This is a genomic window from Streptomyces sp. NPDC054866 (assembly GCF_053610745.1).
Map to the genome: position 1 here is coordinate 297,981 of NZ_JBSGZA010000001.1, position 21,878 is coordinate 319,858.

Below are 21,878 nucleotides of genomic sequence, written 5' to 3' on the forward strand. Positions count from 1 at the left end.
CGTCACATCTATCCCATCTATCCCATCCGTCCCAGGAGAGCCAGCATCTCCTCCAGCGGTGACGCGCCTTCCGGTGTGGGGAGTACGGGCGCGAACGCGGCCCCGGAGCCTCGGCGTTCGGGATCCTTCGGCACGCGGCGGGCGATGTCGAGTGCGGCCTCGATGACGGGCTGGGGGAGGTCGAGGCTGACGCCGACTCCGGGCCCGAGGGTCGTCGCCACGTCCCAGGAGTGCACCACGTAGTCCAGGAAGTGGAAGCCGACGGCGATCCGCCCCGTGAACGTCCCACCGACCTCGGGAAGCGTGAATCCCCGCTCCAAGACGCCCTCTTCGGCGAACGCGGCCAGCACGTGACGCACCGACTCGTCGTAGACCTTGAACGGGTCGCGGCCGAGCTCCGGCGCGATCCAGTACGTACGGTCGGCGCCCGAGCCCCGCGCCGCCGCCGCGAACCCGTGGTGCTGCGCGGTCATGTGCGCCACCAGGTCGCGCAGCGTCCAGCCGGCGCAGGGGGAGGGGCGCTCCCAGTCGGTGCCGCGGGCCGCGCGTAGGAGGCGGAGGGATTCTTGGAGGGCGGTGCGGTCGAGGGCGATGAGGTCGGGTGCGGTGAGGTCGGGCATGAGGTCTCAGTGTCCTTCCGCGGTGTGAACAGCTGGGCTCGGCCAGGGACTTGAGCTGGTGAGCAGCGCGCTCGCAGCCGCCCAGACGGCGTGGGGATCGAATGGGCCGCTCGCCGTCCAGGTGGCGGCGCGCATCGCGCCCCGGTCCCGGTGCGCGCGGACGATCCGTATGTGGTCGGGCCGCCCGGCGAACGCGTACAGCGACCGCTCGTCGATCCAGACCGAGACGGATCCCGAGCACTTGCGCCACGGGTCGACCCAGAGCCACATGCCGACGGCGCCGGGCGTCTCCGGCCACCTCCGGCGCAGCCGAAGCCCGGACAGGGCGATCGGCACGGTCTGGGTGTGCCGGTGAGCGGTGAACTCCTTGACGCTCGCGAGGAGTTGCCCTGACGCGTGCGCTTCGGGGCCTGCTTGCCAGGGCGTACGCATGATCGTTCGCGGGGTCGATCGAGGGGCCGGTCGCGGGATCGGTGGAGGCATGCGATGAGCTTAAATCTAAACGAACGGTCGTGCTAATTGTTTCGCGGAATCGCGGGTTGCTCAGGGGGCCCCGGTGGAGATGGGGCGCTGGCGCTCAGGGGGAGTTGAGCTGAGGCACCAGCGATGGGTCCGTGGCCGCCGCGCGCAGTCGTGCCGTGATGGCGATGCCCGCCCTGCGGTAGATGGCCGGCTCGTCGTGCAGCACCGAGTGCGCGTTCGCCGTCTCCATCAGGGCGATGAGCTCGAAGGCGAGCTGGGGGACATCGGTGTCAGGGAGCAGTTCGCCGGTGTCGCGGGCCTCGGCGACGCAGTACTCCACCTGGCCGGTCCAGTCGCGGTCGGCGCGGACCAGCGCGTCGTGCACCGCGCCCTCGCGGGCGTCGAACTCGGCGATCACCCCGTGGAAGAAGCAGCCGCCGGGAAAGACGCGCTGTTCCGAGTAGTCGAGCCAGCGCGCGCACAGCTGCCAGACGCGGCCGAGGCCGGGCGGGGACTGCCTGGCCGGTTCCACCACCGCGTCGAGGAAGATGCGGCCGGCCGCGCGGATGGTCGCGAGCTGAAGCTCCTCCTTGGAGCCGAAGAGCGCGAAGACCCCGCTCTTGCTGAGCTTCAGCTCGGTGGCGATCCGCCCGACGGAAAGCGCGTCCAGACCCTCGACCGAGGCGATGTCGACCGTGCGGCGCAGGACGAGACGCCGGGTCTGGTTGCCGCGCTCCACGCGCCCGTCAAGCTTGGCGCCTGCCGCGCCTGGGCCTGTTCCCGCGCGTGTTCCCGTGCCTGCTCCCGCCGTGGTCGCCGTCGCGGCGTCCTCGCTCACGCTGAGCTCGCTCGCCATGTCGGTCTCCTCAACGCCGTGCCTCCGTGAGCTTCTCGGGTACATCCTCTCGCGGGGGCCGCGTGGCTGGCCCGCGTGGCAGGGGCCGCCTTCGTCGGCGGGCCCGCCGCGGCTCGCGACCGCGGCGGGGGCGAGTTCAGCGCAGAGCGGGGTGGTCGGCGACCACGGTGCAGGAGCCGGGGGCGATCTCCGTGAAGCCTGCGTCCCGTACCACCGGCAGGCCGCTCGCCACGAGTTCGCGCCAGAGCGCGGCGTCCGGGGTGCGGACGGAGAGCGGGAAACCGGCGTCCCGCCAGGCCGCGCGCTCCTCGTCCGACAGCTCCCACCACGCCAGTTGGGCACCGTGCCCCGCCTGCGCCATCGCCTTGCCCGCCGACATGTCGACATCGGGGCTCATCCACAGGACCGGCGCGGTCGCGTCCGCGGGCGGCACCGCTTCCGGGTCGTCCAGGTCCGTGCCCGAGACCTGGAGCCGAGCCAGGTCCTTGGGCCAGCCGTCCAGCGGTACCGGCGGAAACACGCGGACCTCTGCCGACTTGCCCGTGACCGTGATGCCCGGGAGCGCCTCGGCCCGCCGCCACTCGGCGCCGCGGGCCCGCCGCACCACCTTGCGGATCCTGGCGTCCTGCCAGTCACGCATGGCCTGCGCCCACTCCCCGTCGCCGATGGACCGCTCGTCGCCGAGCATGACGAGTACCGCGCGGGCCGCGGTCTCCAGGGCGTCCGTACGGTGCGGAGGCTCGGCGCGCTCGATGCGGGCCACCAGTGGCAGCACGTACTGCGGTGCCTCGTCGCGTGTCGTCTGCTCCACGCGGAAGGGGCTGTCCTGGGGGTCTGGGGTGTCCTGCGGCTGGGAGGTCCCGGCGGCCTGGTCGCTGCTCACGCGTCCAGTCTGCCAGGCGGAAGATCGGGCCCGTCAGGGGCTTTGCCCGATGGCACTCCCTCCCTTGCCCCGTCGCCGGGCCCTTGCGCGAGGATGGCGGCATGGACAGTGATCTTGCGGGGGCCGCGCTGCGGCTCGACGGGGTGGGGCGGCGCTATGCCATGGGCGGACCGTGGGTCCTACGCGGCGTCGGACTCGGCATACGTGCGGGCACGCTGGTGCGGATCGAGGGCGCGAACGGCACCGGCAAGTCGACCCTGCTGCGGCTGCTCGCCGGGATCGACGCCCCGACCGAGGGCCGCGTCGCAGGCCGGCCGCGCACGGCGTACGTCCCTGAACGCTTCCCCGCGGCGCTGCCGTTCACGGCCGCCGGGTATCTCACGCACCTGGGCCGCATCCACGGCCTGGCGAAGGGCGCGGCCGCGCGGGGCGCGGAGGAGTGGCTGGAGCGCTTCGGGGCGGGGAGTTACTCCCGTACGCCCCTGTCGGAACTGTCCAAGGGCAGCAGCCAGAAGGTAGCCGTGGCCCAGGCGCTCCTCGCGGCGCCCGAACTCCTGGTCCTCGACGAGGCGTGGACAGGCCTGGACGCCGCGGCCCGCGACGAACTCGACCGGGCCGTCGCCGAGCGGGTCGCCGACGGCGGTGCCGTCGTCTTCGTGGACCACGACCCGCGGCGGCTCTCGGGGACGGTCGACGTGACGTACGCGGTGGTCGGCTCGGCGGTGAACCTCCGTACCCCGGACGGCACTTCACCGGAAGCCGCGGCATCGGAATCCCCTTCGGTCGTGATCGAGGCGCAGGGACCGCCGGGCGCCACGCCGCCCCCTGTACTGGGCGCCGTAACAGGGCCCTCCCCGGAGGGCGCGCTGCGACTGACGGTGCCGACGACACACTCGGACGTCGCGTTGCGCACACTGCTGACGGCACGCCCGCCGTGGCATGTGGTGTCGGTAGCGGAGTCCGGGTCGGTGCCGGAGTCCGGGTCGCTGTCGCAGTCCGGGGCGGTGTCGGGCCAGGAGTCGGGCGTACCCGCCGCCCGCCCCGCGACGGAGGAGGTGTGCGACCGGTGAACGCTCTGCTCAGCTATCAGTCCGCCCTCCTCCTGCGCTCCCAGCGCTGGCTCGCCCCCGTGATCCTTTACGCCGCGTTCCTCGCCGTCGGCGTGCAGAGCGGGCAGCCGGTCCTCGACTCCCTCGCGTACGCGGCCGCCGCGCTGCTGCCCGTCGCCGCCTGGCTGGTGCGGATCTGCGCCACCAACGAGCCGCCCGCCGCCCGCAGTTGCGCGGCAGCGGCGGCCGGTTCCTGGCGGGCTCAACTGGCCTGCCTGCTCTCCGCGTTCCTCGCCACGGCCGTGCTCGGCGCCGTCGCCACCCTCGTCGTGGCGGTGATCAGTGACGCGGCGAGCACCGATCACCGGACGGCCGTGAACCGGCTCGCGGCGGGCGGAGCGGGGCTGCTCGCGATGCTGGTGAGCGCCCTCGTGGGCACCGCCATCGGCGCCCTCACAAGTTGGCCGCTGATGCGCTCGCCGGGCCGGGCGATCCCGGTGATGCTGCTCGCCGCGCTGCTCTCCCTGGTGACCACGGGCTCCCCGGCGAAGGCGGCCATGACCGGGCTCGTCTCGGGGTCGCGGGACGGGGTGGTGCCGCTGCCGCTGCTGCCCGTCGCGGGTGCGGCGGTGATCGCGGTGGCAGCGGTGGGGGTCGCTTGCGGGCTGGCCTCGCGCAGGGGGTGAGCAGCACCCCGGGGTACCGGGGTACCGCGGGGTACCGGCAGCTCAGCCCGAGCAGGCCGTGCGCTGCGCCTCGTGCCACTCACACACGGGGCACAGCGTCACTCCCCTGTGCGACTCCGGGTACTCGGTGGGCTCGCGGCACAGCACGCACTCGGCGAACGGGCCCGCCTCGGTGTCGGCGGTTCCCTCGGTGGCGGCGTCGTCCATGCGGGCAGCCTAGCCGCGCGAGTGCGAGGCCCCCGCCGCCCGGATCTGCTCCGACACCCGGACGAACCGGAAGCCGCGCTCGCGCAGCTTCGGGACGATCGTCCGCAGGGCACGCTCCGTCGTGGGAGCCGCGCTGCGCGTGCAGTGCATGACGACGACAGAGCCGGGCCGCACCCCGTCGAGCACCTGCCGGGCCACCGCGTCGGCGTCCGTCGCGAAGGCGTCGCCGCTCACCACGTCCCACTGCACGGCCGTGACACCGCCCGGAGCGAGCGCGCGCAGCGCCTGCTTGTCGTAACAGCCGCCAGGGAAACGGAAGTACGGGACCTGGCGCTCGACGCCCGCCTTGCGGAACGCGGCGAAGGCGCGCTCCACGTCGGCGCGCATGCGGGATGCGGGGACGGTCGGGAGGCCGTAGCAGCGGTCGGTGAAGGCGTAGTGGCTGTACGAGTGGTTGGCGACCTCGAAGAGCGGGTCCCGGCCGATGTCCTTGGCCTGCGCCGGGTACTCCTCGGCCCACCGCCCCGTCATGAAGAACGTCGCGGGCACCTTCAACCGGCGCAGCGTCGACACCAGCGCCGGGTTGTCGAAACGCTCACCCGCCGCGGCGCGCGGCCCCTGGTCGGCGGTCATGTCCGCGTCGAAAGTGAGGGCGACGGTGAGGGTGGCGGACGCAGGGGTGCGGGGGGCGTTCTTGAAGACGGGGGTGAGGCCCGCGGGGCCGGGGGCGAGGGTCGCGGGGCGGGGCGAGGCGCTTGCCGTGGGGCGCGAGGGCTGGTCGCGGCCGCCCGGCTCGGGGTCCGTGCCGCAGGCGGCGAGCGCGGAGAGGGTGAGGACGGTCAGGGCGCCGGCGGCGGTCAGCCTCCGGGCCCTCGGTCTCTTCGTAGCGGATCTCTTCGTGGCCGGTTTCTGCGCGGCCGGTCTCTGCTCGGTCAGTGTCCGTGTCGGGGCGATCATCTGGCGAACGTATCGGCATAAAAAGGATGAAATGGTGAGGTGCGGGCGACGCTGCCCCGCACTGCCCCGGACGGCCGAACCACCGGACGGCCGAACCACCGGACCACCGGACGGAACCGACCGGCACATCGTGACGTCTGGCACAGGGCGACCAGGACCACCAGGGCGTCGGTCGGCTGAGTTGGGAAACGCCCGAAAGGCGGCCGCAACATGTTCGTCCTGCTGATGTACGGCGCCATGCTCGCCGTACCGCTCTGGGGCATCGCGGTCGTGGTGAAGCTGATATCGGTCGTCCTCCCGGGGCGCCGACCGGACTGGCCCAGGGACCTGCTGCTCTGGAGCGCGGGCATGGCGGCAGCCGCAGCCGTCATCGCGTACACGATCGGGCTCGGCTTGGTCCAGTGGGACGCGAGCGAGGCCGAGTCGGGCGCGGGGTCCTCCCCGGCGGTTCCCTGCCGGTCCCTCCCGCCCGGCACGCTCGACCAACTCGCCGGGCACGAACCGTCCTACTTCCCGCTGGGCTTCGACTGTCTGCTGGACGGCGGCCGCGTCGTCGAGGCCGATGGCCCCTACGGCCTGCTGAACGTATTGGCCGCCGCCTTCGCCCTGGCAGCGGTGCTGTCGGCGCTCGCGGTGGGGTTTCTGGACGAGTACCGGGCGCGGGCGCAGAAGTCCTTCACGTGACGGGCGCGGAGGTCCCCTCACGTGACGGCGTGGATGTACCTCACGTGACGAATGAGTGCCTCTGTGGCGCGGCGCCACCCAATTCGCCTGCCAGGTAAGCGACTTCGGCGCCGGCGAGCGTGGCCGCGGCTATTCTGCTGGCAGCTTGAGGTCCTTGCAGATGTTGAGCGGAGGGGGACCGTGACACATGGGGCGCAGCGCGGGGAACTGATCGGCGGCCGCTACCGGCTCGTCAGGACTCTGGGGGCGGGCGGCATGGGGCGGGTCTGGCAGGCCCATGACGAGCAGCTCAGGACCGACGTGGCGATCAAGGAGTTGTTCCTGCCCGCGGTGATGTCGCCCCTGGACAGGGCGCATCGGCTGGAGCGCGCCATACGCGAGGCCCGCAACGCGGCGCGGCTGCGGGACCACCCCAACATCGTCACCGTGCACGACGTCGTCATCGTGGACGGCGTGCCGTGGATCGTGATGGAGCTCGTCACCGGTGCCACCCTGCAAGAACGCCTCCGTCAGGGGCGACTGGGAGTGGACGCTGCGGAGGCCGTGGCCACGGCCGTCCTGAGGGCACTTGAAGCGGCGCACAAGGTGGGCATCGTGCACCGGGACATCAAACCGGCCAACGTGATGTTGTCCGCGGACAACAGAGTCCTGCTCACCGACTTCGGGATCGCGTCCAACGAGGCCGATGCGGGGCTGACCGGTACCGGCGTGGTCATCGGTTCGGTCGCGTATCTCTCCCCGGAGCGGGCCCGCGGGCACAGGGGCGACGCGGCGAGCGATCTGTTCTCCCTCGGAACGACGCTGTACGAGGCCGTGGAAGGCGTGTCGCCCTTCCACCGTGGGACGGTCGTCGGCTCGCAGTACGCGGTCGCGCACGAACCTGCCCCGCCTCCGCGGTACGCGGGCCGCCTCGCGCCCCTGATCCAGGGGCTGATGGAGAAGAGGCCGGAGGATCGCCTGACGGTTCCGAAGGCGCTCGACCTGCTGGCTTCGCCCGCGCCGAGGCCGCGGCCGAAGCAGGAGAGCCCGGTCGTGACGGTGATGCCCTCGGTGGCGCCCTCCGTCGGCGGCCTGGCCACCGCGGGGGCGGTGCCCCCGATGCCCGCGCCCGCACCCGTAGATCGCGGCATCGGCACCCCGTACCCACCTCGGCCGGAATCGCCGCCGGGACCGTCCGGGCCGCTCGGGCCGTCCGGGCCACCGGGGTCGTACGGGCCCGCCCCCGCCGACACCGACCGGAAGAAACTCGCGCGCAAGCCCCGCCGCGGAGTGCTCCTCGGCACCGCGCTGGTCCTCGTGCTCTCCGGCGGTCTGTACGGCGGCTACCTGTGGACGCAGACGCAGTACTTCGTCGGCGCCCACGACGGGCATGTCGCGGTCTACAGGGGAGTCACCCAGGACCTGGGCTGGGTGAACCTGTCGAAGGTGGAGGCCGACCACCCCGAGATCGAACTCAAGTACCTGCCGGCGTACCAGCGCAAGCAGGTCGAGGGAGCCATCGTCGGGGACGGCGAGGACGACTCGAAGGCCAAGGTCGATGAGCTCGCCGTCCAGGCGTCGGCCTGCAAGAAGAACGAGCAACGCCGATCCGCGGAGAGCGACGCGAGCGACAGCACCCCTGCCCCCGGCCTCTCGAAGGAGGAGAAGAAGCTCGTCTCCTTGTGCCCCGCCCAGTAGTTCACACGGGCGGCAGCAGCAGCTCACGCCCATGCGGCCGTCAACAGCTCACGCGGCGGCCTTCTAGACCCAGCCGTCCAGCGACCCCATGTACGCGTCGAAGTCGTCGCGGTGGATGGTGTGTCCTGCGCCCTTGACCGTCCGTACCTCGAACCCGCGCCGCTCCAACTCCCCCTTCAGCTCGTCGGACACGAGGAAACTGGGGTCCGCTACCTGCACCAGCGACGGGACCGCCGGCGCGGCGGGCGTGCGGTCGATGGCGTTCGGTCCGGAGAGGGCGAGCGCGGTGTCCGGGTCCCAGGCGGCCAGCGTGGCGACCTCGACGTCGATGTCGGCCTCCTCCCAGCGCGGATTCAGGTTCGCGATCGTCCTCCGGGTCGCGTTCCGGAACTCGACGAACACGGCGGGGTCCACGCCCGCCGCGCCGAGCACCCACGCCGGGTCGGAGTAGACGGCCCGTGCCGGTGCGAGCCGCTCCACCGCGAGGGCCAGCGCCATCCCGCCCAGCGAGTGCCCGATCGCGAGCTCAACCCCGCTCGGCACCGTGTCGACGAGGTCGTCCGCGAAGATCTCCGGGCTGTACGCGCCGCGCCCGCTCGCCCCGTGCCCGCGCAGGTCGACGCCGATCACCCGGTAGCCCTTGTCGGCGAGGGCGGGACCCAGGCGGCGCCAGGTGCGGTGGTCCGACATGATGCCGTGGACCAGGACGGCGACGCGGTCTCCGGTGCCCCATTCGCGGGTGTTCAACTTCATGGTGATACCTGCTTTCCAGTTTCGTACGTGGACTGCGACTGCGACTGCGACTGCGACTGCGACCTCCGACCGGCCGCGGCCGGCTAATCAGCGCACGCCGCGTATGGGGCGGACCGCGAGCGCGCCGAGGACGGACAGGACGGCGCCCGCGACGAACAGGGCCGTGTAGCCGCCGCCTTGACCGCCTCCGCAGAGCGAGACGATGACGGAGGCGACGAACGGGGCCAGGATCTGTGGGCCCGCCTGCGCCATGTTCAGGACGCCGAGATCGCGGGCCGCGTCATCGGCGCTCGGCAGGATCATGGACACCAACGCGTTGTCGACGGCCATGAAACAGCCGAAGCCGAGGCCGTTGAGGGCGGCGTAGACGATCATCGCGGTCCAGGTCGGCGAGACGGCGGGGACGACGAGGGCGACCGCGGAGATCGTCGCGGAGGCGGCGACGAACAGTTTGCGCCGGTCCATCCGGTCCGAGAGCACACCGCCGACAACGGTGGACACGGCCATTGCGACCGCGCTGACGGGCGCGAGGACGGCGACTGCGTCCTCGGGCTCCATGCCGGACGGCAGATCGATGTGGTCTTGCAGGATGTAGAGCTGGTAGCCGAAGACGCAGAAGTAGCCGAGCACGAGCAGTGCGCGCCCGATGAACGCCCAACGGAAGTCGCGGTCGCGCAGGGCGCCGAGGAACGCCGCGAACTGCTTCTTGAACGGGACCGGCGCGGGCGCCTCCGACCGCCGCGCGGACGACTTCGGCCTCTCCCGGGCGAAGGCGGTGAACAGCACGGCGGAGAGCGCCACGAACAGGCCGAGCACCAGATATCCGGTGCTGAGGTGGTCGGCGAAGGCCGAGCCGATCAGCGCGCCGAGGGTCGAGCCGATCGGCAGTCCGATGCCGACGGCCGCGGACGCCCTGCCGCGGGCGGCGAGCGGTACGCGGTCGGGGACGACCGAGGTGAGCGCGGCCTGGAAGACGTTCATCACGGCCTGGCCGAGACACCAGGCGATCGTCACGAGCAGCACCGTCTGGACTCCGCCGAGCAGGGCCATCGCGCCGACGGCCGCGACGCCGCCCCCGAGTATCCAGGGGTTGCGGCGTCCGCTGCGGTCGGAGAGTGCGCCCGCCACGGGGTTGAAGACGGTGGCGAAGACCGCGCTGACCCCGCTGACGAGGCCCAGTACGGCGACCTTGTCGGCCTTGTCGATGTGCTCGATCTGGAGCGGCAGCAGCACGCTGCCGACGCCCACGTAGAGCGCGTACATCGCGGTGTTGGCCAAGGTCAGGAGGGGCATGAGGCCGCGCGGGGCGCCGGACCGGCCGTCGCCCTCGCCCTCCCCGGGCGGGGCCTGGGGCGTCTGGTCCTGGTGAGCGGAAAGGGCCACGTTGCCCTCCTCCTCAGAAGGTCGGTCGTGATGACCGAAGGGGTGGGTGACACGTGTAACTTGACACGTGTAAGGGCATTCCTAGCACTCACCCCGCGTCCGCACCAGAGCCGCAGCCGGAATAGCAGCGGGGAAGCGGCCGGGAAGAAGGCGGCCGGGAAGAAGGCGGCCGGAAAAAGCCGCCGTGAAAGGATGCGCAGCAGGATGACTGACAGCTCGGGCCCCCAGCGGGGCAGTGCCTCGCCCCCCACCAGCACTTCCGTCGCCCGGCACGCGGGTGTCTCACGTGCGACCGTCAGCTACGTCCTGAACGGCCTGGCCGCGGGACGCGTCAGCGACGCCACGCAGGAGAAGGTCCGCGCGTCCGCCGAGGAACTCGGATACGTTCCGCACGCCGCCGCCCGCTCCCTGCGCTCCGGCAGCAGCGGGCTCGTCCTGATCGCCGTGCCCGCCGACGCGGTGCCCGTCTTCGGGTCACTGTTCACGGGCTTCGTCGCCGCGTTCCAGGCGGAGTTGCAGGCGTACGGGCACACCGGCGTCCTGCACGGCGCCAGTGCGGGGGACACCCCGAAGGACGCCGCCCGCGCCTGGGCCGAGCTGCGGCCCGCCGCCGTCATCGCCACGATCGGCGCGCCGCTCGACGAGGCGTCCGTCGAGACGCTGAAGCGCTCGGGCACTTCAGCGGTCGTCTCCTACGGGCCGCCGCCCGCGCCCGGCGCGCACGGCATCGCCATGGATCAGGCGGAGGTCGGCGCTGTGGCCGGTGCGCATCTCCTGGCGGGCGGGCATCGGCGTATCGGCGTCGTCGTCCCGGTCGAGCACGGCCTCGGCATGTTCAGCACGCCGCGCCTCGAAGGCGTTCGGTCCGCTGCCGCCGCGTATCCCGACGCGCGGGTGGAGCCGGTCGATCTTGCGTACACCGAGGAATCGGCGGCCGAACTGGCCGCCAGCTGGCGCGACTTGGGCCTGGATGCGGTGTTCGCCTACAACGACGAGTACGCGATGCTCCTGATGCGAGCCTTGCAGGACACCGGCATCGACGTCCCCGGTGAGGTCGCCGTGGTCGGCGCGGACGATTTGCTGCTCGGCAGGCTGCTGCGGCCGAGGCTGACGAGCGTACGCATCGAACTCCCCCCGGCCGCCGAGGTCGCCGCCCTCGTCGACCGCCTCATCCGCGAGCCGGGGACACCGCCCGCGGTGCACGGGCGGTCGACGGCGCACATCGAGGTCAGGGAGTCCAGCCGCGGGGCGAAGTGAAGCCCTCCGGAGCCACGGAGTCACGGAGTCGCGGAGTCACGAACCATCCACCGCCGTCAGGGACATCGCCTCGGTGAATCGCTGCCTCAGCAGCTCGTACTCCGCCTGACGGCGCAGCAGCCGGCCCGGCGGCCGTTCCTTGGAGCGCGGCGCCGTGATCCGCTGGCCCAGCCTGAACTGCTCCCGCGTCAGGTCCAGTTCGACCCCGTTCGCCAGGCGGTTCCACCAGTTGAAGCCCTGCTGCTCGCCGTCGGCCGACCACACTTCGCCGACCAGCAACTCGCCGCCGAATATGTCGTGCACGACGAGCGCGGTGATGTCGCAGTGACCCCAGGCCGGGTTGGCAGAGGTCCACGGAGTGCGCTCGGCGTCGTCGGGCGAGCAGGTGTCGGCGGACCACGCGGCACGCAGCGCGGCTTCGATACCGGCAGGGGTCAGCGGGTTGGCTTCGCGCGGGCTCTGCGGGTTGGCTTCGGGCGGGCTCGGTGGGCTCGTTGGGTTCGGCGGGCTAGGTGGGCTCATGGTGATCACAATGGCATCCGCCACTGACAACGACGCCACCGTCACGGACGAAGGGCCCACCCATGCGCTCGACCCTCTTCAACGTCGCCTTCGACTGCGCCGACGCGTACGAACTCGCCCAGTTCTGGAGCAAGGTGGTGGGTCACCCGCTCAACGACGACGACCTCCCCGGCGAATCGACCGCGGCCATCGCCCTGCCCACCGGGCTCAACCTCTACTTCGCCGAGGTCTCCGAACCGAAGACCCACAAGAACCGCGTCCACGTCTGCCTCCAGCCCGACAGCACCCGCGACGCGGAAGTGGAACGACTCCTGGCGGTGGGCGCGACGTTGGCGGCGGACCGCCGGAATCCCGACGGCACCGGCTGGGTGGTCCTGACCGACCCTGAGGGCAACGAGTTCTGCGTGCTGCGCAGCACGGCGGAGCGTGCGGCGGGCGAGGCGGTCGGCTGTGACCGGGGCGAGGCTGCCGCCAACTGACGCAGGCAGCGGGCCGCACCCATTTTGGAGCGATCGATTCATAATGTGCTAGCGTCCTGATCGTCGATTTTGGAGCGGTCGCTCCATAATGTGGTCGAGTGATCAGGAGGAGCGTCAATGCCGCCTGCGGTGTACATAGTTGGGCTCGGCATCTTCACCCAAGGGACCTCGGAGTTCATGCTCTCCGGGCTCCTGCCGGGCATGGCCGCCGACCTGGGGGTGTCGATCCCGGACGCGGGGCTGCTGATCTCGGCCTTCGCGATCGGCATGGTCGTCGGCGCGCCGCTGCTCGCGGTGGCCACCCTGAGCTGGCCACGGCGGACCGCCCTCGTCTCCCTCCAGGCGGCCTTCGTCGTCGCCCACGTGATCGGCGCGCTCGCGCCCGGCTACGGGGTCCTGTTCGTCACGCGCGTGGTCAGCGCCCTCGCGTACGCGGGGTACTGGGGCGTGGCCGTGGCCACCGCGGTCGCCCTCGTGCCGCCCGCGGCCAAGGGGAAGGCGGTCGCCGTGGTGGCGGGTGGTCTGACGCTGGCCACGGTCGTCGGCGTACCGGCAGGCACCCTGCTCAGTCAGTACTCCAGCTGGCGCGCCGCGTTCTGGGCGGTGGCCGCCGCCACCCTGGTCAGCCTTCTGTGCACGCTGCTCGTCGTCCCCGGCGGCCGGCCCGAAGCCGGGCGTACGTCGGTGAAGGCGGAGCTGCGCGGTATGGCGAGTCCCCAGCTCTGGCTCTCGTACGCCATCACGGCCGTCACCTTCGGCGCGGTCATCGTCACCTTCAGCTATCTCGCGCCGCTCCTGACCGACGTGAGCGGAGTGTCCGAGGGATGGGTGCCGACGGTCCTCGCCCTGTTCGGAGTCGGCGGGATGGTGGGCCTGTTCATCGGCGGGCGCACGGCCGAGACGCGCCCCCTGCGGACCCTCGGCCTCGGGCTCGGGGCGCTCGCTCTCTTCTCCGCGCTGCTCGCCCTGACGGCAGGTTCCATGGGCGTCGTGATCGCGCTTGTGTTCCTCCTGGGTCTGGTCGGGTACGTCACCAATCCCGCACTCCAGTCACGGGTGTTCACCCTCGCCCCGGCCGCCCCGACGCTGGCCGGCGCCACCAACACGGCCGCGTTCAACGTCGGCAACACCCTCGCCCCGCTCCTCGGCGGCCTGGCCATCGACGCCGGACTCGGCTACGCCTCCGTGGCCTGGGTCGGCGCCGCACTCGCCGCCGCCGGAGCGGTGGCCGTGCTCTGGGCGGCGCGGCTCCAGCGGGCTGAACGGGACGTCGTGACGGAACCCCTTGAACGTACGCGCGTGGCCGCATGAACAGGCCTCGCATGAACACCCGCACTTGCGTCACCGCCGACCCCGACTGGTACGCATCGGCCGGAATCTCGCTCGGCATCCGCGTCGGAGACCTCGTCTTCGCCTCGGGACAGGCTCCGGTCGATGAGCGGGGCGTCACGGTAGGCGCCGGGGATTTTGAAGCCCAGGCCCGCAGGGCGCTGGCGCCGCGCTCGCCGATCCCGCGTGGATGATCGAGATCGAGGGCATCGGTGCGCTCGCGTAGTCACGCACCATCGGCGTCACGCACCATCGGTGTTTTGTACGTGTATTCCAAAACCCGTACTGTGGGTCCATGGCCAGGCCACGAGAGTTCGACGAGGACCGCGTCATCAGCGCGGCCATGGACACCTTCTGGCGTCACGGCTACGAGGGCACGTCGACGCGCGCGCTGTGCGACAGCACCGGCCTCGGGCCCTCCAGCCTCTACAACACCTTCGGCGGCAAGCGTCAGCTGTATCTGCGCGCACTGCGGCGCTACTACGAGACGAGTACCGCCGAGCAGGTCGAGATCCTGCAGGGCGAGGGCACGGCGAAAGAGCGGCTGCGGGCCATGATGGTCCATGCCGTGGACGCCGATCTCGACGAGGCGGACGGGCGCGGCTGCTTCGCGATCAACGCGGCCGTCGAGATCGCCGGGCTCGACCCGGAGGTCAAGGAAGCGGTGCGGCGCAACTTCGACCGCGTGGAGGAGGAGCTGCGCGCGGTCGTGACGGACGGCAGGCGCAAGGGCGAGCTCCGCTCCACGGCCGACGCACGGACCGTCGCCCGCCGGGTGCAGAGCACGTACTACGGCCTGCGCGTCCTCGCCCGCGTCCAGGACGACCGGCAGGCGCTGCTCGACACGGTGGAGAGCGCGCTCGCCGACCTGTGATCGCCCGGCATCCCAACGCCACCTGCGCGCAGCTCACTTGAGCCCTGGCGGGTCGAACAAAATCGGCGTGCCCCCGCCGCGGGATCTTTGTTCACGTGAAGTATCCCCAGAAGTAATCGCGGCTGATTGGATATGCGACGCCCACCCCCCCACTCTCAGGAGATTCAGTGCCGCACCCAGCGCTGCGCAGGACTCACGCCGCCGCGATCACCACCGTGCTCGCCGCGGCCACGCTCGCCGCCGTCGCCCCGTCCGCTACCGCGACCGCCGCCGACGCGCCTGCCGCCTCTGTCGACACTCCCGCACTCAAGGTGCTCTCGTACAACGCGTTTTTGTTCAGCAAGAACCTCTACCCGAACTGGGGCCAGGACCACCGCGCCAAGGCCATACCGGCCGCGGACTTCTTCCAGGGCAAGGACGTGGTCGTCCTCCAGGAGGCCTTCGACAACTCCTCGTCCGACGCGCTGAAGGTCAACGCCGCGGACCGCTACCCGCACCAGACCCCCGTCATGGGCCGGAGCAAGGACGGCTGGGACGCCACCGGCGGCGCGTACTCGTCGGTGACCCCGGAGGACGGCGGAGTGACCGTCCTGAGCAAGTGGCCGATCCTGCGCAAGGAGCAGTACGTCTACAAGGACGCCTGCGGCGCCGACTCGTACTCCAACAAGGGCTTCGTCTATGCCCAGTTGAACGTCAACGGCACGAAGGTGCACGTCGTCGGCACCCACGCCCAGTCCACCGACCCGGGCTGCGGCTCCGGCGAGGCGGCCGCGACGCGCGCCCTGCAGTTCAAGGAGATGGACGCCTTCCTGGACGCCAAGAACATTCCGGCGGGCGAACAGGTCGTCGTGGCGGGCGACTTCAACGTCGATTCCCACAGCGGTGAGTACGCCTCGATGCTCGCCGACGGCGGCTTCGCCCCCGCCGACGGCCGCGGCGGCCACCCGTACTCCTTCGACACCCAGGACAACTCCATCGCGTCCGAGCGCTATCCGGACGACCCCCGCGAGGACCTCGACTACGTCCTGCATCGCAAGGGCCATGCCCGCCCCGCCACTTGGCGCAACGAGGTGGTCAAGGAGCAGAGCGCGCCCTGGACGGTCTCCAGCTGGGGCAAGCAGTACACGTACACCAATCTGTCCGACCACTATCCGGTGATCGGGTCCTAGCCCCACGGGGTGCGCGGCGGGCAGCCGCGCACCCCGCCCGGCTTCGTCAGGTCCGGTGCCAGGGCCCCGTCACGGCGAACGTCGTGCCGGGGGTGTAGCAGTTGACGTACATCGTGTCGCGGTCCGGTGAGAACGAGACGCCCGCGAACTCGCCCCACTCGGGCTTCTCGGGGGTGCCGATGTTCTGCCGGTTCCGGGCCATCGTGTAGACCTCGCCGCGACGCGTCAGGCCGTACACGTGCTGTGCGCCGTCGCCGTCCTCGGCCACCATCAGGCCGCCGCTGGGCGCGAGGCAGATGTTGTCGGGGGACTCGCCGGGCAGCTGGATGTCGGTGCTCGGGCCGAAGACGATCACCAGGGTGAGGCGGCGCTTCGAGGGTTCGTAGCGCCAGACCTGCCCGAAGTGGTCGGCCGCCGAGCCCTCCGCGCTGTGCGCGAAGGACGACACGAAGTAGACGGAGCTCCCGCCCCAGTAGCAGCCCTCCAGCTTCTGCGCGTGCGTGATGCCCTTGGGGCCGAAGTCCTGTAGGCGGATGGGGGTTTGGGCTGCGAGCGGGTCCGGTACGTCGACCCATTCGATGCCCTCGAAGCACGCGCCCGTCTCCTGGATCGCGGAGAGGTCGGGCACGCCGGGCACCCGCATGGCTTGCAGCTTGCCGCCCGCGCGGAGCGAACCGCGGCCGCCCTCGGGCTTCTTGGGCAGGAAGCGGTAGAAGAGGCCGAAGGGCTTGAGGAAGGCGTCCTCGGTCTCGTAGACGACGCCCCGGCGTGGATCGACGGCGATCGCCTCGTGCTGGAAGCGGCCCATCGCGGTGAGCGGCACGGCTCCGGTGCGGTGCGGGTCGACGGGGTCGACCTCGAAGATGAAGCCGTGGTCCTTGGTGTAGCCGTTCGTGCCGGCCTTGTCCTCGTTCTCCTCGCAGGTCAGCCAGGTGCCCCAAGGGGTGGGCCCGCCCGCGCAGTTGACCGCGGTCCCGGCGATCGCGACGCGCTCACCGAGCACGTTGTTGTGGCGGTCGAGCGCGAGCGCCGTACAGCCGCCCTTGGCCATCGGGTCGTAGGTGAGGCCCTTGACCGTGGGCACGGGGGTTCTTCCGTTGTGGCGGTTCTCGTGGTTGCGGACGAGGTGGACGCCGCCGCGCTTGCCGCGGAACGCGTCCATGCCGTCGAAGTTGCTCGGCACCTTGCCCTCACCGGACGGCAGATCGCCGCCCTCCCGCGAGAGCACCTTGTAGCGGAAACCTTTCGGCAGATCGAGAAGACCGGCGGGGTCGGGCACCAACGGCCCGTACCCGGCCTTGCCCTGCGCGGCGGCACTGCCCGCGAAGAGTTCCGTGAGCGCGCCGGTGAAGGCGATTCCCGCACCCACCGCACCGGTACGGGCTAGCACCTGACGTCGTGTCGTGGACATAAAAGGTCGACCTCCTGCTGGCGGACAGGAACATGACCGGATGTGTGTACCACGTGCCCAGGCGTGCGGGAACCACGCGCGTAGAGGTGAGTCGCTACGACCCCACGAGTCCCTTCGCGTCCCGCGCGAGCGCCGTGAGCCGCGAGATCGCCCGGAAGTACTTCTTCCGGTAGCCGCCGTTCAGCATCTCCTCGCTGAACAGCTGGTCGAAGGGGACACCCGAGGCGAGTACGGGGACCTCGCGGTCGTACAGGCGGTCGGCGAGCACGACCAGGCGCAGGGCGGTCGACTGGTCGGGTACGGGCGTGACGTCGGTGAGGCAGACGGCCTCGATCCCGTCGGTGAGCGCTCCGTACCGGCTGGGGTGGACGCGCGCGAGGTGGTCGAGCAGATGCGGGAAGTCGTCGAGGCTCGCGCCTTCGGTCGCGTACGCGGCCTTGGTGACCTGCTCGTCCGAGTACGGAGCCGGCGCCTCCGGAAGCCCCCGGTGGCGGTAGTCGTCGCCGTCGATGCGCAGCGACTTGAAGTGGGTGGCCAGGCCCTGGATCTCGCGCAGGAAGTCGGCGGATGCGAACCGGCCCTCGCCGAGCTTGCCCGGCAGCGTGTTCGAGGTCGCGGCGAGTGCGACGCCCTCCTCGACGAGCCGCGCGAGCAGCGAGGAGACGAGCACCGTGTCGCCCGGGTCGTCGAGCTCGAACTCGTCGATGCAGAGCAGCCGGTGGCCGCTGAGCGTGCGCACGGTCTGCTGGAAGCCGAGTGCCCCGACCAGGTTCGTCAGCTCGACGAAGGTGCCGAACGCCTTCTGCTCGGGCGCGGCGGGCGTCGCGTGCCAGAGGGAGGCGAGGAGGTGGGTCTTGCCCACTCCATAGCCGCCGTCGAGGTAGACACCGCGGGGGCCGGTGGGGGCGGCGGGCTTCTTCTGGAACCAGCGGCGCTTGCCCGCACCGGACGCGTGCGCCCCGCCGAGCCCGGCCGCGAAGCCGCTCAGGACCCGCACGGCCTCGGTCTGGCTCGGCTGGTTCGGGTCCGGGATGTACGTATCGAAGCGGACGGAGTCGAAGCGCGGCGGCGGCACCATCTCGGCGACCAGACGGTCGGCGGGTACATGGGGCTCGCGGGCGCACAGCGACAGGGGAGCCGCTTCGGCTATGGGGCTCTGCCCGGGGGCGGCGGTGGAGGACGACACGGTCCCTAACTCTAAGCGCCGTGCAAGACTGCTGGACATGCGACGCCTGTTCCCTGTGACCGACCAGACAGACGAAACATCAGTACGAGAGTGGGGGCTGGGGGAGCTGGCCGACGCGTACGCCTACCCTCCGGGCGAGGCCTCGTGGCTGCGCGCCAACATGGTGTCCACGCTGGACGGGGCGGCCCAGCACGACGGCCGTTCGCACCCCATCTCGAACGCCACGGACATGCGGATCTTCGGGACCCTGCGCTCGGTCGCCGATGCCGTGGTCGTGGGCGCCGAAACGGTACGCCAGGAGGGTTACCGACCGGCACGCGCGCGTGACGCCTTCGCTGAGCGCAGGGAGGCCGCCGGGCAGACGGTGGCGCCCGCGATCGCCGTGATCAGCGCGAGCCTCGACCTGGATTTCACCCTTCCGCTTTTCACCTCGCCCCTGGTGCCCACGCTCGTGGTGACCGGCGCCGCGGCGCCCACCGACCGGGTCGCGGCGGCCGAGAAGGCGGGCGCCGTGGTGGTGGTCGCGGGGGAGGGCGCGGTGGTCGAGCCGGAGCGGGTCGCGCCCGCCCTGGCCGAGCGCGGTCTGACCCGGCTGCTCACGGAGGGCGGGCCCCGGCTGCTCGGCCAGTTCGTGGCCGCGGGGGCCCTGGACGAGCTCTGTCTGACGGTGTCCCCGATGCTCACCGCGGGGGACGCGCAGCGGATCGCCTGGGGGTCCGCGGTTGCGGTGCCGGAACGGTTCGCACTGGCTTCCGTACTGGAGGAGGCCGGGTTCCTCTTCACCCGATACCGTCGAACCTGACAATCAGCGGAATCAGCCGTTCCGTTTGGCTTCCGTTGGGCACACTAAAAGTCGCAGACCCCGTGCGGCCACGGGGCAGGATGGTTTCCGCAGGGGCTTGCCGAGACAGACTCCCGGCAGCCCACGGATGAGAAGGGCGCCTGTCGTGTTCACAAGCGTATTGATGATCGAGAAGGCCCTGACCTCCGCCGACGTGGAGTTCGTCACCACCTTGCACGGCGACGAGACGGTCAGCTTCCGGGTGCTGCTCCAGCCCCGTGGCGATCAGGCGGACCGCCTCCTTCGGGCCATCGACGACGTGGCTCTGGGGGAGCTCGACGAGGCGGCGAAGGAAGGCGACGTACCCGAGGGGCAGGACGCCACGGCCCCCGCGCAGAAGGCCCTCGCGGTCTCGCTGACGGCGCTGCGCGCGGCGGGCTGCGAGGCGACGGGACAGCTGATCGAGGACCACCCCCTCGACGCGCTCAAGGAACTGGTCGACGAGGCGGACGCGGACGAGGTCATCGTCCTGACCGACCCGCACTACGTGGAGGAGTTCTTCCACCGGGACTGGGCGTCCCGTGCCCGGCACAAGGTGGGCGTACCGGTTCTGAAGCTGTTCTCGCACACGGAGGACTAGGAATTAGGCTGGGCCGGCCCAGTTACTAGGCTGGACCCCGCCGGGCCGCACGGCCCGGCACGTTCAGTCGCCGTCACACCTGGAGAAAAACCTATGGCACCCGGCCTTCCCACCGCCATGGACCGACCGCACTTCATCGGCATCGGCGGCGCCGGAATGTCGGGCATCGCCAAGATCCTGGCCCAGCGTGGCGCCAAGGTCGCGGGCAGCGACGCGCGGGAGTCCGCCACCGCCGAGGCCCTGCGGACCCTGGGCGCCACGGTCCACATCGGCCACGACGCCGCGCACCTCGCGCCCGACGCGACCTGCGTGGTCGTCTCCTCCGCGATCCGCGCCGACAACCCCGAGCTGGCCCGCGCCACCGAGCTCGGCATTCCGGTCGTCCACCGCTCGGACGCGCTCGCCTCTCTCATGGAGGGCCTGCGTCCGATCGCGGTGGCCGGCACGCACGGCAAGACCACGACGACGTCGATGCTCGCCGTCACCCTCTCCACCCTCGGCCTCGACCCCTCGTACGCCATCGGCGGCGACCTGGACGCGCCGGGCTCGAACGCCCTGCACGGCGACGGCGGCATCTTCGTGGCCGAGGCGGACGAGAGCGACCGCAGCTTCCACAAGTACGCGCCCGAGGTCGCCATCGTCCTGAACGTGGAGCTCGACCACCACGCCAACTACGCGTCGATGGACGAGATCTACGAGTCCTTCGAGACCTTCGCGGGCAAGATCGTCCCCGGCGGCACGCTGGTGATCGCCGCGGACCAGGACGGCGCAGCCGAGCTGACGAAGCGGGTCCGCGGCCTGGGCGAGCTGAACGTGGTGACCTACGGCGAGTCCGAGGGCGCCGACCTGCGCATCCACAAGATCACCCCGCGCGGCCTGACCAGCGAGGTCACGGTGATCCTGAACGGCAAGTTCCTGACCTTCACGGTCTCCGTCCCCGGCCGCCACTACGCCCACAACGCGGTGGCCGCCCTGGCCGCGGGCATCGCGCTCGGCATCCCGGCGCACAACCTCGCGTCGGCCATCGGCTCGTACACCGGCGTCAAGCGCCGCCTCCAGCTCAAGGGCGAGGCGGCGGGCGTGCAGGTCATCGACTCGTACGCGCACCACCCCACGGAGATGAGCGCCGACCTGGAGGCGATGCGCTCCTCCGCGGGCGACTCGCGCCTCCTGGTCCTCTTCCAGCCGCACCTCTTCTCCCGCACGCAGGAGCTGGGCAAGGAGATGGGCCAGGCCCTGGCCCTCGCGGACGCCTCCGTGGTCCTCGACATCTATCCCGCACGCGAGGACCCGATCCCCGGCATCACCAGCGCCCTGATCATCGACGCGGCTGTGGCGGCGGGCGCCGACGTGCGCGCCGTGCACGACAAGACGGAGGCCGCGGCGGTCGTGGCGGGAATGACGCGGCCCGGCGATCTCGTTCTCACCATGGGAGCGGGCGATGTCACGGACCTCGGCCCGCAGATCCTGTCAGAGCTGTCGAAGTAGCGAGTCGAAGTAGTAAGGGGTTCAGTCTCATGTCGTACGACGTCGAGAAGCCGGACGAGCAGTGGCGCGCGGAACTGAGCCCCTCGGAGTACGCGGTCCTGCGCCAGGCAGGCACGGAACCGGCCTTCGTAGGTGAGTACACCGACACCAAGACCAAGGGCGTCTACTCCTGCCGCGCGTGCGGCGCGGAGCTGTTCACCTCGGAGGAGAAGTTCGAGTCGCACTGCGGCTGGCCGAGCTTCTTCGACCCCAAGGACACGGACGCGGTCGAGCTCATCCAGGACACCTCGCACGGCATGGTGCGCACGGAGGTGCGCTGCGCACGATGCGGCTCGCACCTCGGTCACGTATTCGAGGGCGAGGGCTACGCGACACCGACGGACCAGCGGTACTGCATCAACTCGATCTCACTGACGCTGGCGCCCGAGGAGGGCTGAGCCACCGGTCACGATCCCGGCGCCCGGCAGCGGAGGACGCTGCCGGGCGCCGGTGTGTGCCGGTCCTGGACGCTCGCTCTAGCTTGCT

Annotated in this window: 25 protein-coding genes; 14 read left to right on the plus strand and 11 right to left on the minus strand. The window is 71.2% G+C overall.

Features of this window, described 5'->3' with window-relative positions:
• Nucleotides 1–17 precede the first annotated feature (17 nt).
• From ACWGI2_RS01170 to ACWGI2_RS01185, 4 genes are all read right to left on the minus strand, one after another.
• Nucleotides 18–620 carry a TIGR03086 family metal-binding protein gene (locus ACWGI2_RS01170; protein ID WP_453692900.1) on the minus strand — a complete coding sequence of 201 codons (603 nt, stop codon included), beginning with the start codon at nt 618–620 and terminating at the stop codon, nt 18–20.
• Between the two features lie 6 nt (nt 621–626).
• Nucleotides 627–1,052, minus strand: coding sequence for a hypothetical protein (locus tag ACWGI2_RS01175; RefSeq protein ID WP_453692902.1), 426 nt, complete (start codon nt 1,050–1,052; stop codon nt 627–629).
• 145 nt (nt 1,053–1,197) lie between these two features.
• Entirely contained in the window at nt 1,198–1,938 is a 741-nt protein-coding gene (locus ACWGI2_RS01180) for a TetR/AcrR family transcriptional regulator (protein WP_453692904.1), read from the minus strand.
• A gap of 136 nt (nt 1,939–2,074) precedes the next feature.
• Nucleotides 2,075–2,821 (minus strand): aminoacyl-tRNA hydrolase, encoded by a 747-nt coding sequence (locus ACWGI2_RS01185; protein WP_453692906.1) that lies wholly within the window; start codon nt 2,819–2,821, stop codon nt 2,075–2,077.
• Nucleotides 2,822–2,922: 101 nt separating this feature from the next.
• On the opposite strand from ACWGI2_RS01185, the gene ACWGI2_RS01190 reads away from it, so the two are divergent.
• Nucleotides 2,923–3,891 (plus strand): ABC transporter ATP-binding protein, encoded by a 969-nt coding sequence (locus ACWGI2_RS01190; RefSeq protein WP_453692908.1) that lies wholly within the window; start codon nt 2,923–2,925, stop codon nt 3,889–3,891.
• Complete coding sequence (locus tag ACWGI2_RS01195; RefSeq protein ID WP_453692910.1) at nt 3,888–4,556, plus strand: ABC transporter; 669 nt, start codon at nt 3,888–3,890, stop codon at nt 4,554–4,556. The genes ACWGI2_RS01190 and ACWGI2_RS01195 overlap by 4 nt, the downstream gene beginning before the upstream one ends.
• Nucleotides 4,557–4,598: 42 nt before the next feature.
• Here ACWGI2_RS01195 and ACWGI2_RS01200 read toward each other — a convergent pair whose 3' ends face one another.
• Both ACWGI2_RS01200 and ACWGI2_RS01205 read right to left on the minus strand, forming a co-directional pair.
• Entirely contained in the window at nt 4,599–4,763 is a 165-nt protein-coding gene (locus tag ACWGI2_RS01200) for a hypothetical protein (protein ID WP_453692912.1), read from the minus strand.
• A gap of 9 nt (nt 4,764–4,772) precedes the next feature.
• Nucleotides 4,773–5,720 carry a polysaccharide deacetylase family protein gene (locus tag ACWGI2_RS01205; RefSeq protein WP_453692914.1) on the minus strand — a complete coding sequence of 316 codons (948 nt, stop codon included), beginning with the start codon at nt 5,718–5,720 and terminating at the stop codon, nt 4,773–4,775.
• A 210-nt stretch (nt 5,721–5,930) separates the two neighbouring features.
• On the opposite strand from ACWGI2_RS01205, the gene ACWGI2_RS01210 reads away from it, so the two are divergent.
• Together ACWGI2_RS01210 and ACWGI2_RS01215 are read left to right on the plus strand one after the other, a co-directional pair.
• Nucleotides 5,931–6,404 (plus strand): hypothetical protein, encoded by a 474-nt coding sequence (locus tag ACWGI2_RS01210; protein ID WP_453692916.1) that lies wholly within the window; start codon nt 5,931–5,933, stop codon nt 6,402–6,404.
• 180 nt (nt 6,405–6,584) lie between these two features.
• Nucleotides 6,585–8,081 (plus strand): serine/threonine-protein kinase, encoded by a 1,497-nt coding sequence (locus tag ACWGI2_RS01215; RefSeq protein WP_453692918.1) that lies wholly within the window; start codon nt 6,585–6,587, stop codon nt 8,079–8,081.
• A gap of 63 nt (nt 8,082–8,144) precedes the next feature.
• On the opposite strand, the gene ACWGI2_RS01220 is transcribed toward ACWGI2_RS01215, so the two are convergent.
• Together ACWGI2_RS01220 and ACWGI2_RS01225 are read right to left on the minus strand one after the other, a co-directional pair.
• Entirely contained in the window at nt 8,145–8,834 is a 690-nt protein-coding gene (locus tag ACWGI2_RS01220; protein ID WP_453692920.1) for an alpha/beta fold hydrolase, read from the minus strand.
• 87 nt (nt 8,835–8,921) lie between these two features.
• A complete protein-coding gene (locus ACWGI2_RS01225; protein ID WP_453692922.1) occupies nt 8,922–10,217 on the minus strand; it encodes an MFS transporter in 1,296 nt (431 codons plus the stop codon).
• Between the two features lie 204 nt (nt 10,218–10,421).
• Here ACWGI2_RS01225 and ACWGI2_RS01230 point away from each other — a divergent pair, with 204 nt between their 5' ends.
• Entirely contained in the window at nt 10,422–11,474 is a 1,053-nt protein-coding gene (locus ACWGI2_RS01230; RefSeq protein WP_453692924.1) for a LacI family DNA-binding transcriptional regulator, read from the plus strand.
• A 36-nt stretch (nt 11,475–11,510) separates the two neighbouring features.
• Here ACWGI2_RS01230 and ACWGI2_RS01235 read toward each other — a convergent pair whose 3' ends face one another.
• Nucleotides 11,511–11,996 carry a YunG family protein gene (locus ACWGI2_RS01235; protein WP_453692926.1) on the minus strand — a complete coding sequence of 162 codons (486 nt, stop codon included), beginning with the start codon at nt 11,994–11,996 and terminating at the stop codon, nt 11,511–11,513.
• A 62-nt stretch (nt 11,997–12,058) separates the two neighbouring features.
• On the opposite strand from ACWGI2_RS01235, the gene ACWGI2_RS01240 reads away from it, so the two are divergent.
• The 5 genes from ACWGI2_RS01240 to sph all read left to right on the plus strand — a co-directional run bounded on the left by ACWGI2_RS01240 (nt 12,059) and on the right by sph (nt 15,847).
• Nucleotides 12,059–12,475 (plus strand): VOC family protein, encoded by a 417-nt coding sequence (locus ACWGI2_RS01240; protein WP_453692928.1) that lies wholly within the window; start codon nt 12,059–12,061, stop codon nt 12,473–12,475.
• 117 nt (nt 12,476–12,592) lie between these two features.
• Entirely contained in the window at nt 12,593–13,786 is a 1,194-nt protein-coding gene (locus tag ACWGI2_RS01245; protein ID WP_453692930.1) for a Cmx/CmrA family chloramphenicol efflux MFS transporter, read from the plus strand.
• Nucleotides 13,787–13,797: 11 nt separating this feature from the next.
• Nucleotides 13,798–13,998: a hypothetical protein gene (locus tag ACWGI2_RS01250; RefSeq protein WP_453692932.1), complete on the plus strand. Its 201-nt coding sequence runs from the start codon at nt 13,798–13,800 to the stop codon at nt 13,996–13,998.
• Between the two features lie 101 nt (nt 13,999–14,099).
• Nucleotides 14,100–14,678: a TetR/AcrR family transcriptional regulator gene (locus ACWGI2_RS01255; protein WP_453692934.1), complete on the plus strand. Its 579-nt coding sequence runs from the start codon at nt 14,100–14,102 to the stop codon at nt 14,676–14,678.
• Between the two features lie 167 nt (nt 14,679–14,845).
• Nucleotides 14,846–15,847 (plus strand): sphingomyelin phosphodiesterase, encoded by a 1,002-nt coding sequence (gene sph, locus ACWGI2_RS01260; RefSeq protein WP_453692936.1) that lies wholly within the window; start codon nt 14,846–14,848, stop codon nt 15,845–15,847.
• A 46-nt stretch (nt 15,848–15,893) separates the two neighbouring features.
• On the opposite strand, the gene ACWGI2_RS01265 is transcribed toward sph, so the two are convergent.
• Entirely contained in the window at nt 15,894–17,258 is a 1,365-nt protein-coding gene (locus ACWGI2_RS01265; protein ID WP_453692938.1) for an alkaline phosphatase PhoX, read from the minus strand.
• Between the two features lie 94 nt (nt 17,259–17,352).
• Nucleotides 17,353–18,444, minus strand: a complete 1,092-nt coding sequence (gene zapE / locus ACWGI2_RS01270) for a cell division protein ZapE (RefSeq protein WP_453394005.1) — start codon at nt 18,442–18,444, stop codon at nt 17,353–17,355.
• Nucleotides 18,445–18,481: 37 nt separating this feature from the next.
• Here zapE and ACWGI2_RS01275 point away from each other — a divergent pair, with 37 nt between their 5' ends.
• The 4 genes from ACWGI2_RS01275 to msrB all read left to right on the plus strand — a co-directional run bounded on the left by ACWGI2_RS01275 (nt 18,482) and on the right by msrB (nt 21,790).
• Nucleotides 18,482–19,246 (plus strand): pyrimidine reductase family protein, encoded by a 765-nt coding sequence (locus tag ACWGI2_RS01275; RefSeq protein WP_453394006.1) that lies wholly within the window; start codon nt 18,482–18,484, stop codon nt 19,244–19,246.
• Nucleotides 19,247–19,391: 145 nt separating this feature from the next.
• Entirely contained in the window at nt 19,392–19,865 is a 474-nt protein-coding gene (locus ACWGI2_RS01280) for an indole-3-glycerol phosphate synthase (RefSeq protein ID WP_160507790.1), read from the plus strand.
• A gap of 93 nt (nt 19,866–19,958) precedes the next feature.
• A complete protein-coding gene (gene murC / locus ACWGI2_RS01285) occupies nt 19,959–21,353 on the plus strand; it encodes a UDP-N-acetylmuramate--L-alanine ligase (RefSeq protein WP_453394008.1) in 1,395 nt (464 codons plus the stop codon).
• A 29-nt stretch (nt 21,354–21,382) separates the two neighbouring features.
• Nucleotides 21,383–21,790 carry a peptide-methionine (R)-S-oxide reductase MsrB gene (msrB, locus tag ACWGI2_RS01290; protein ID WP_160507792.1) on the plus strand — a complete coding sequence of 136 codons (408 nt, stop codon included), beginning with the start codon at nt 21,383–21,385 and terminating at the stop codon, nt 21,788–21,790.
• Nucleotides 21,791–21,878: the final 88 nt, after the last annotated feature.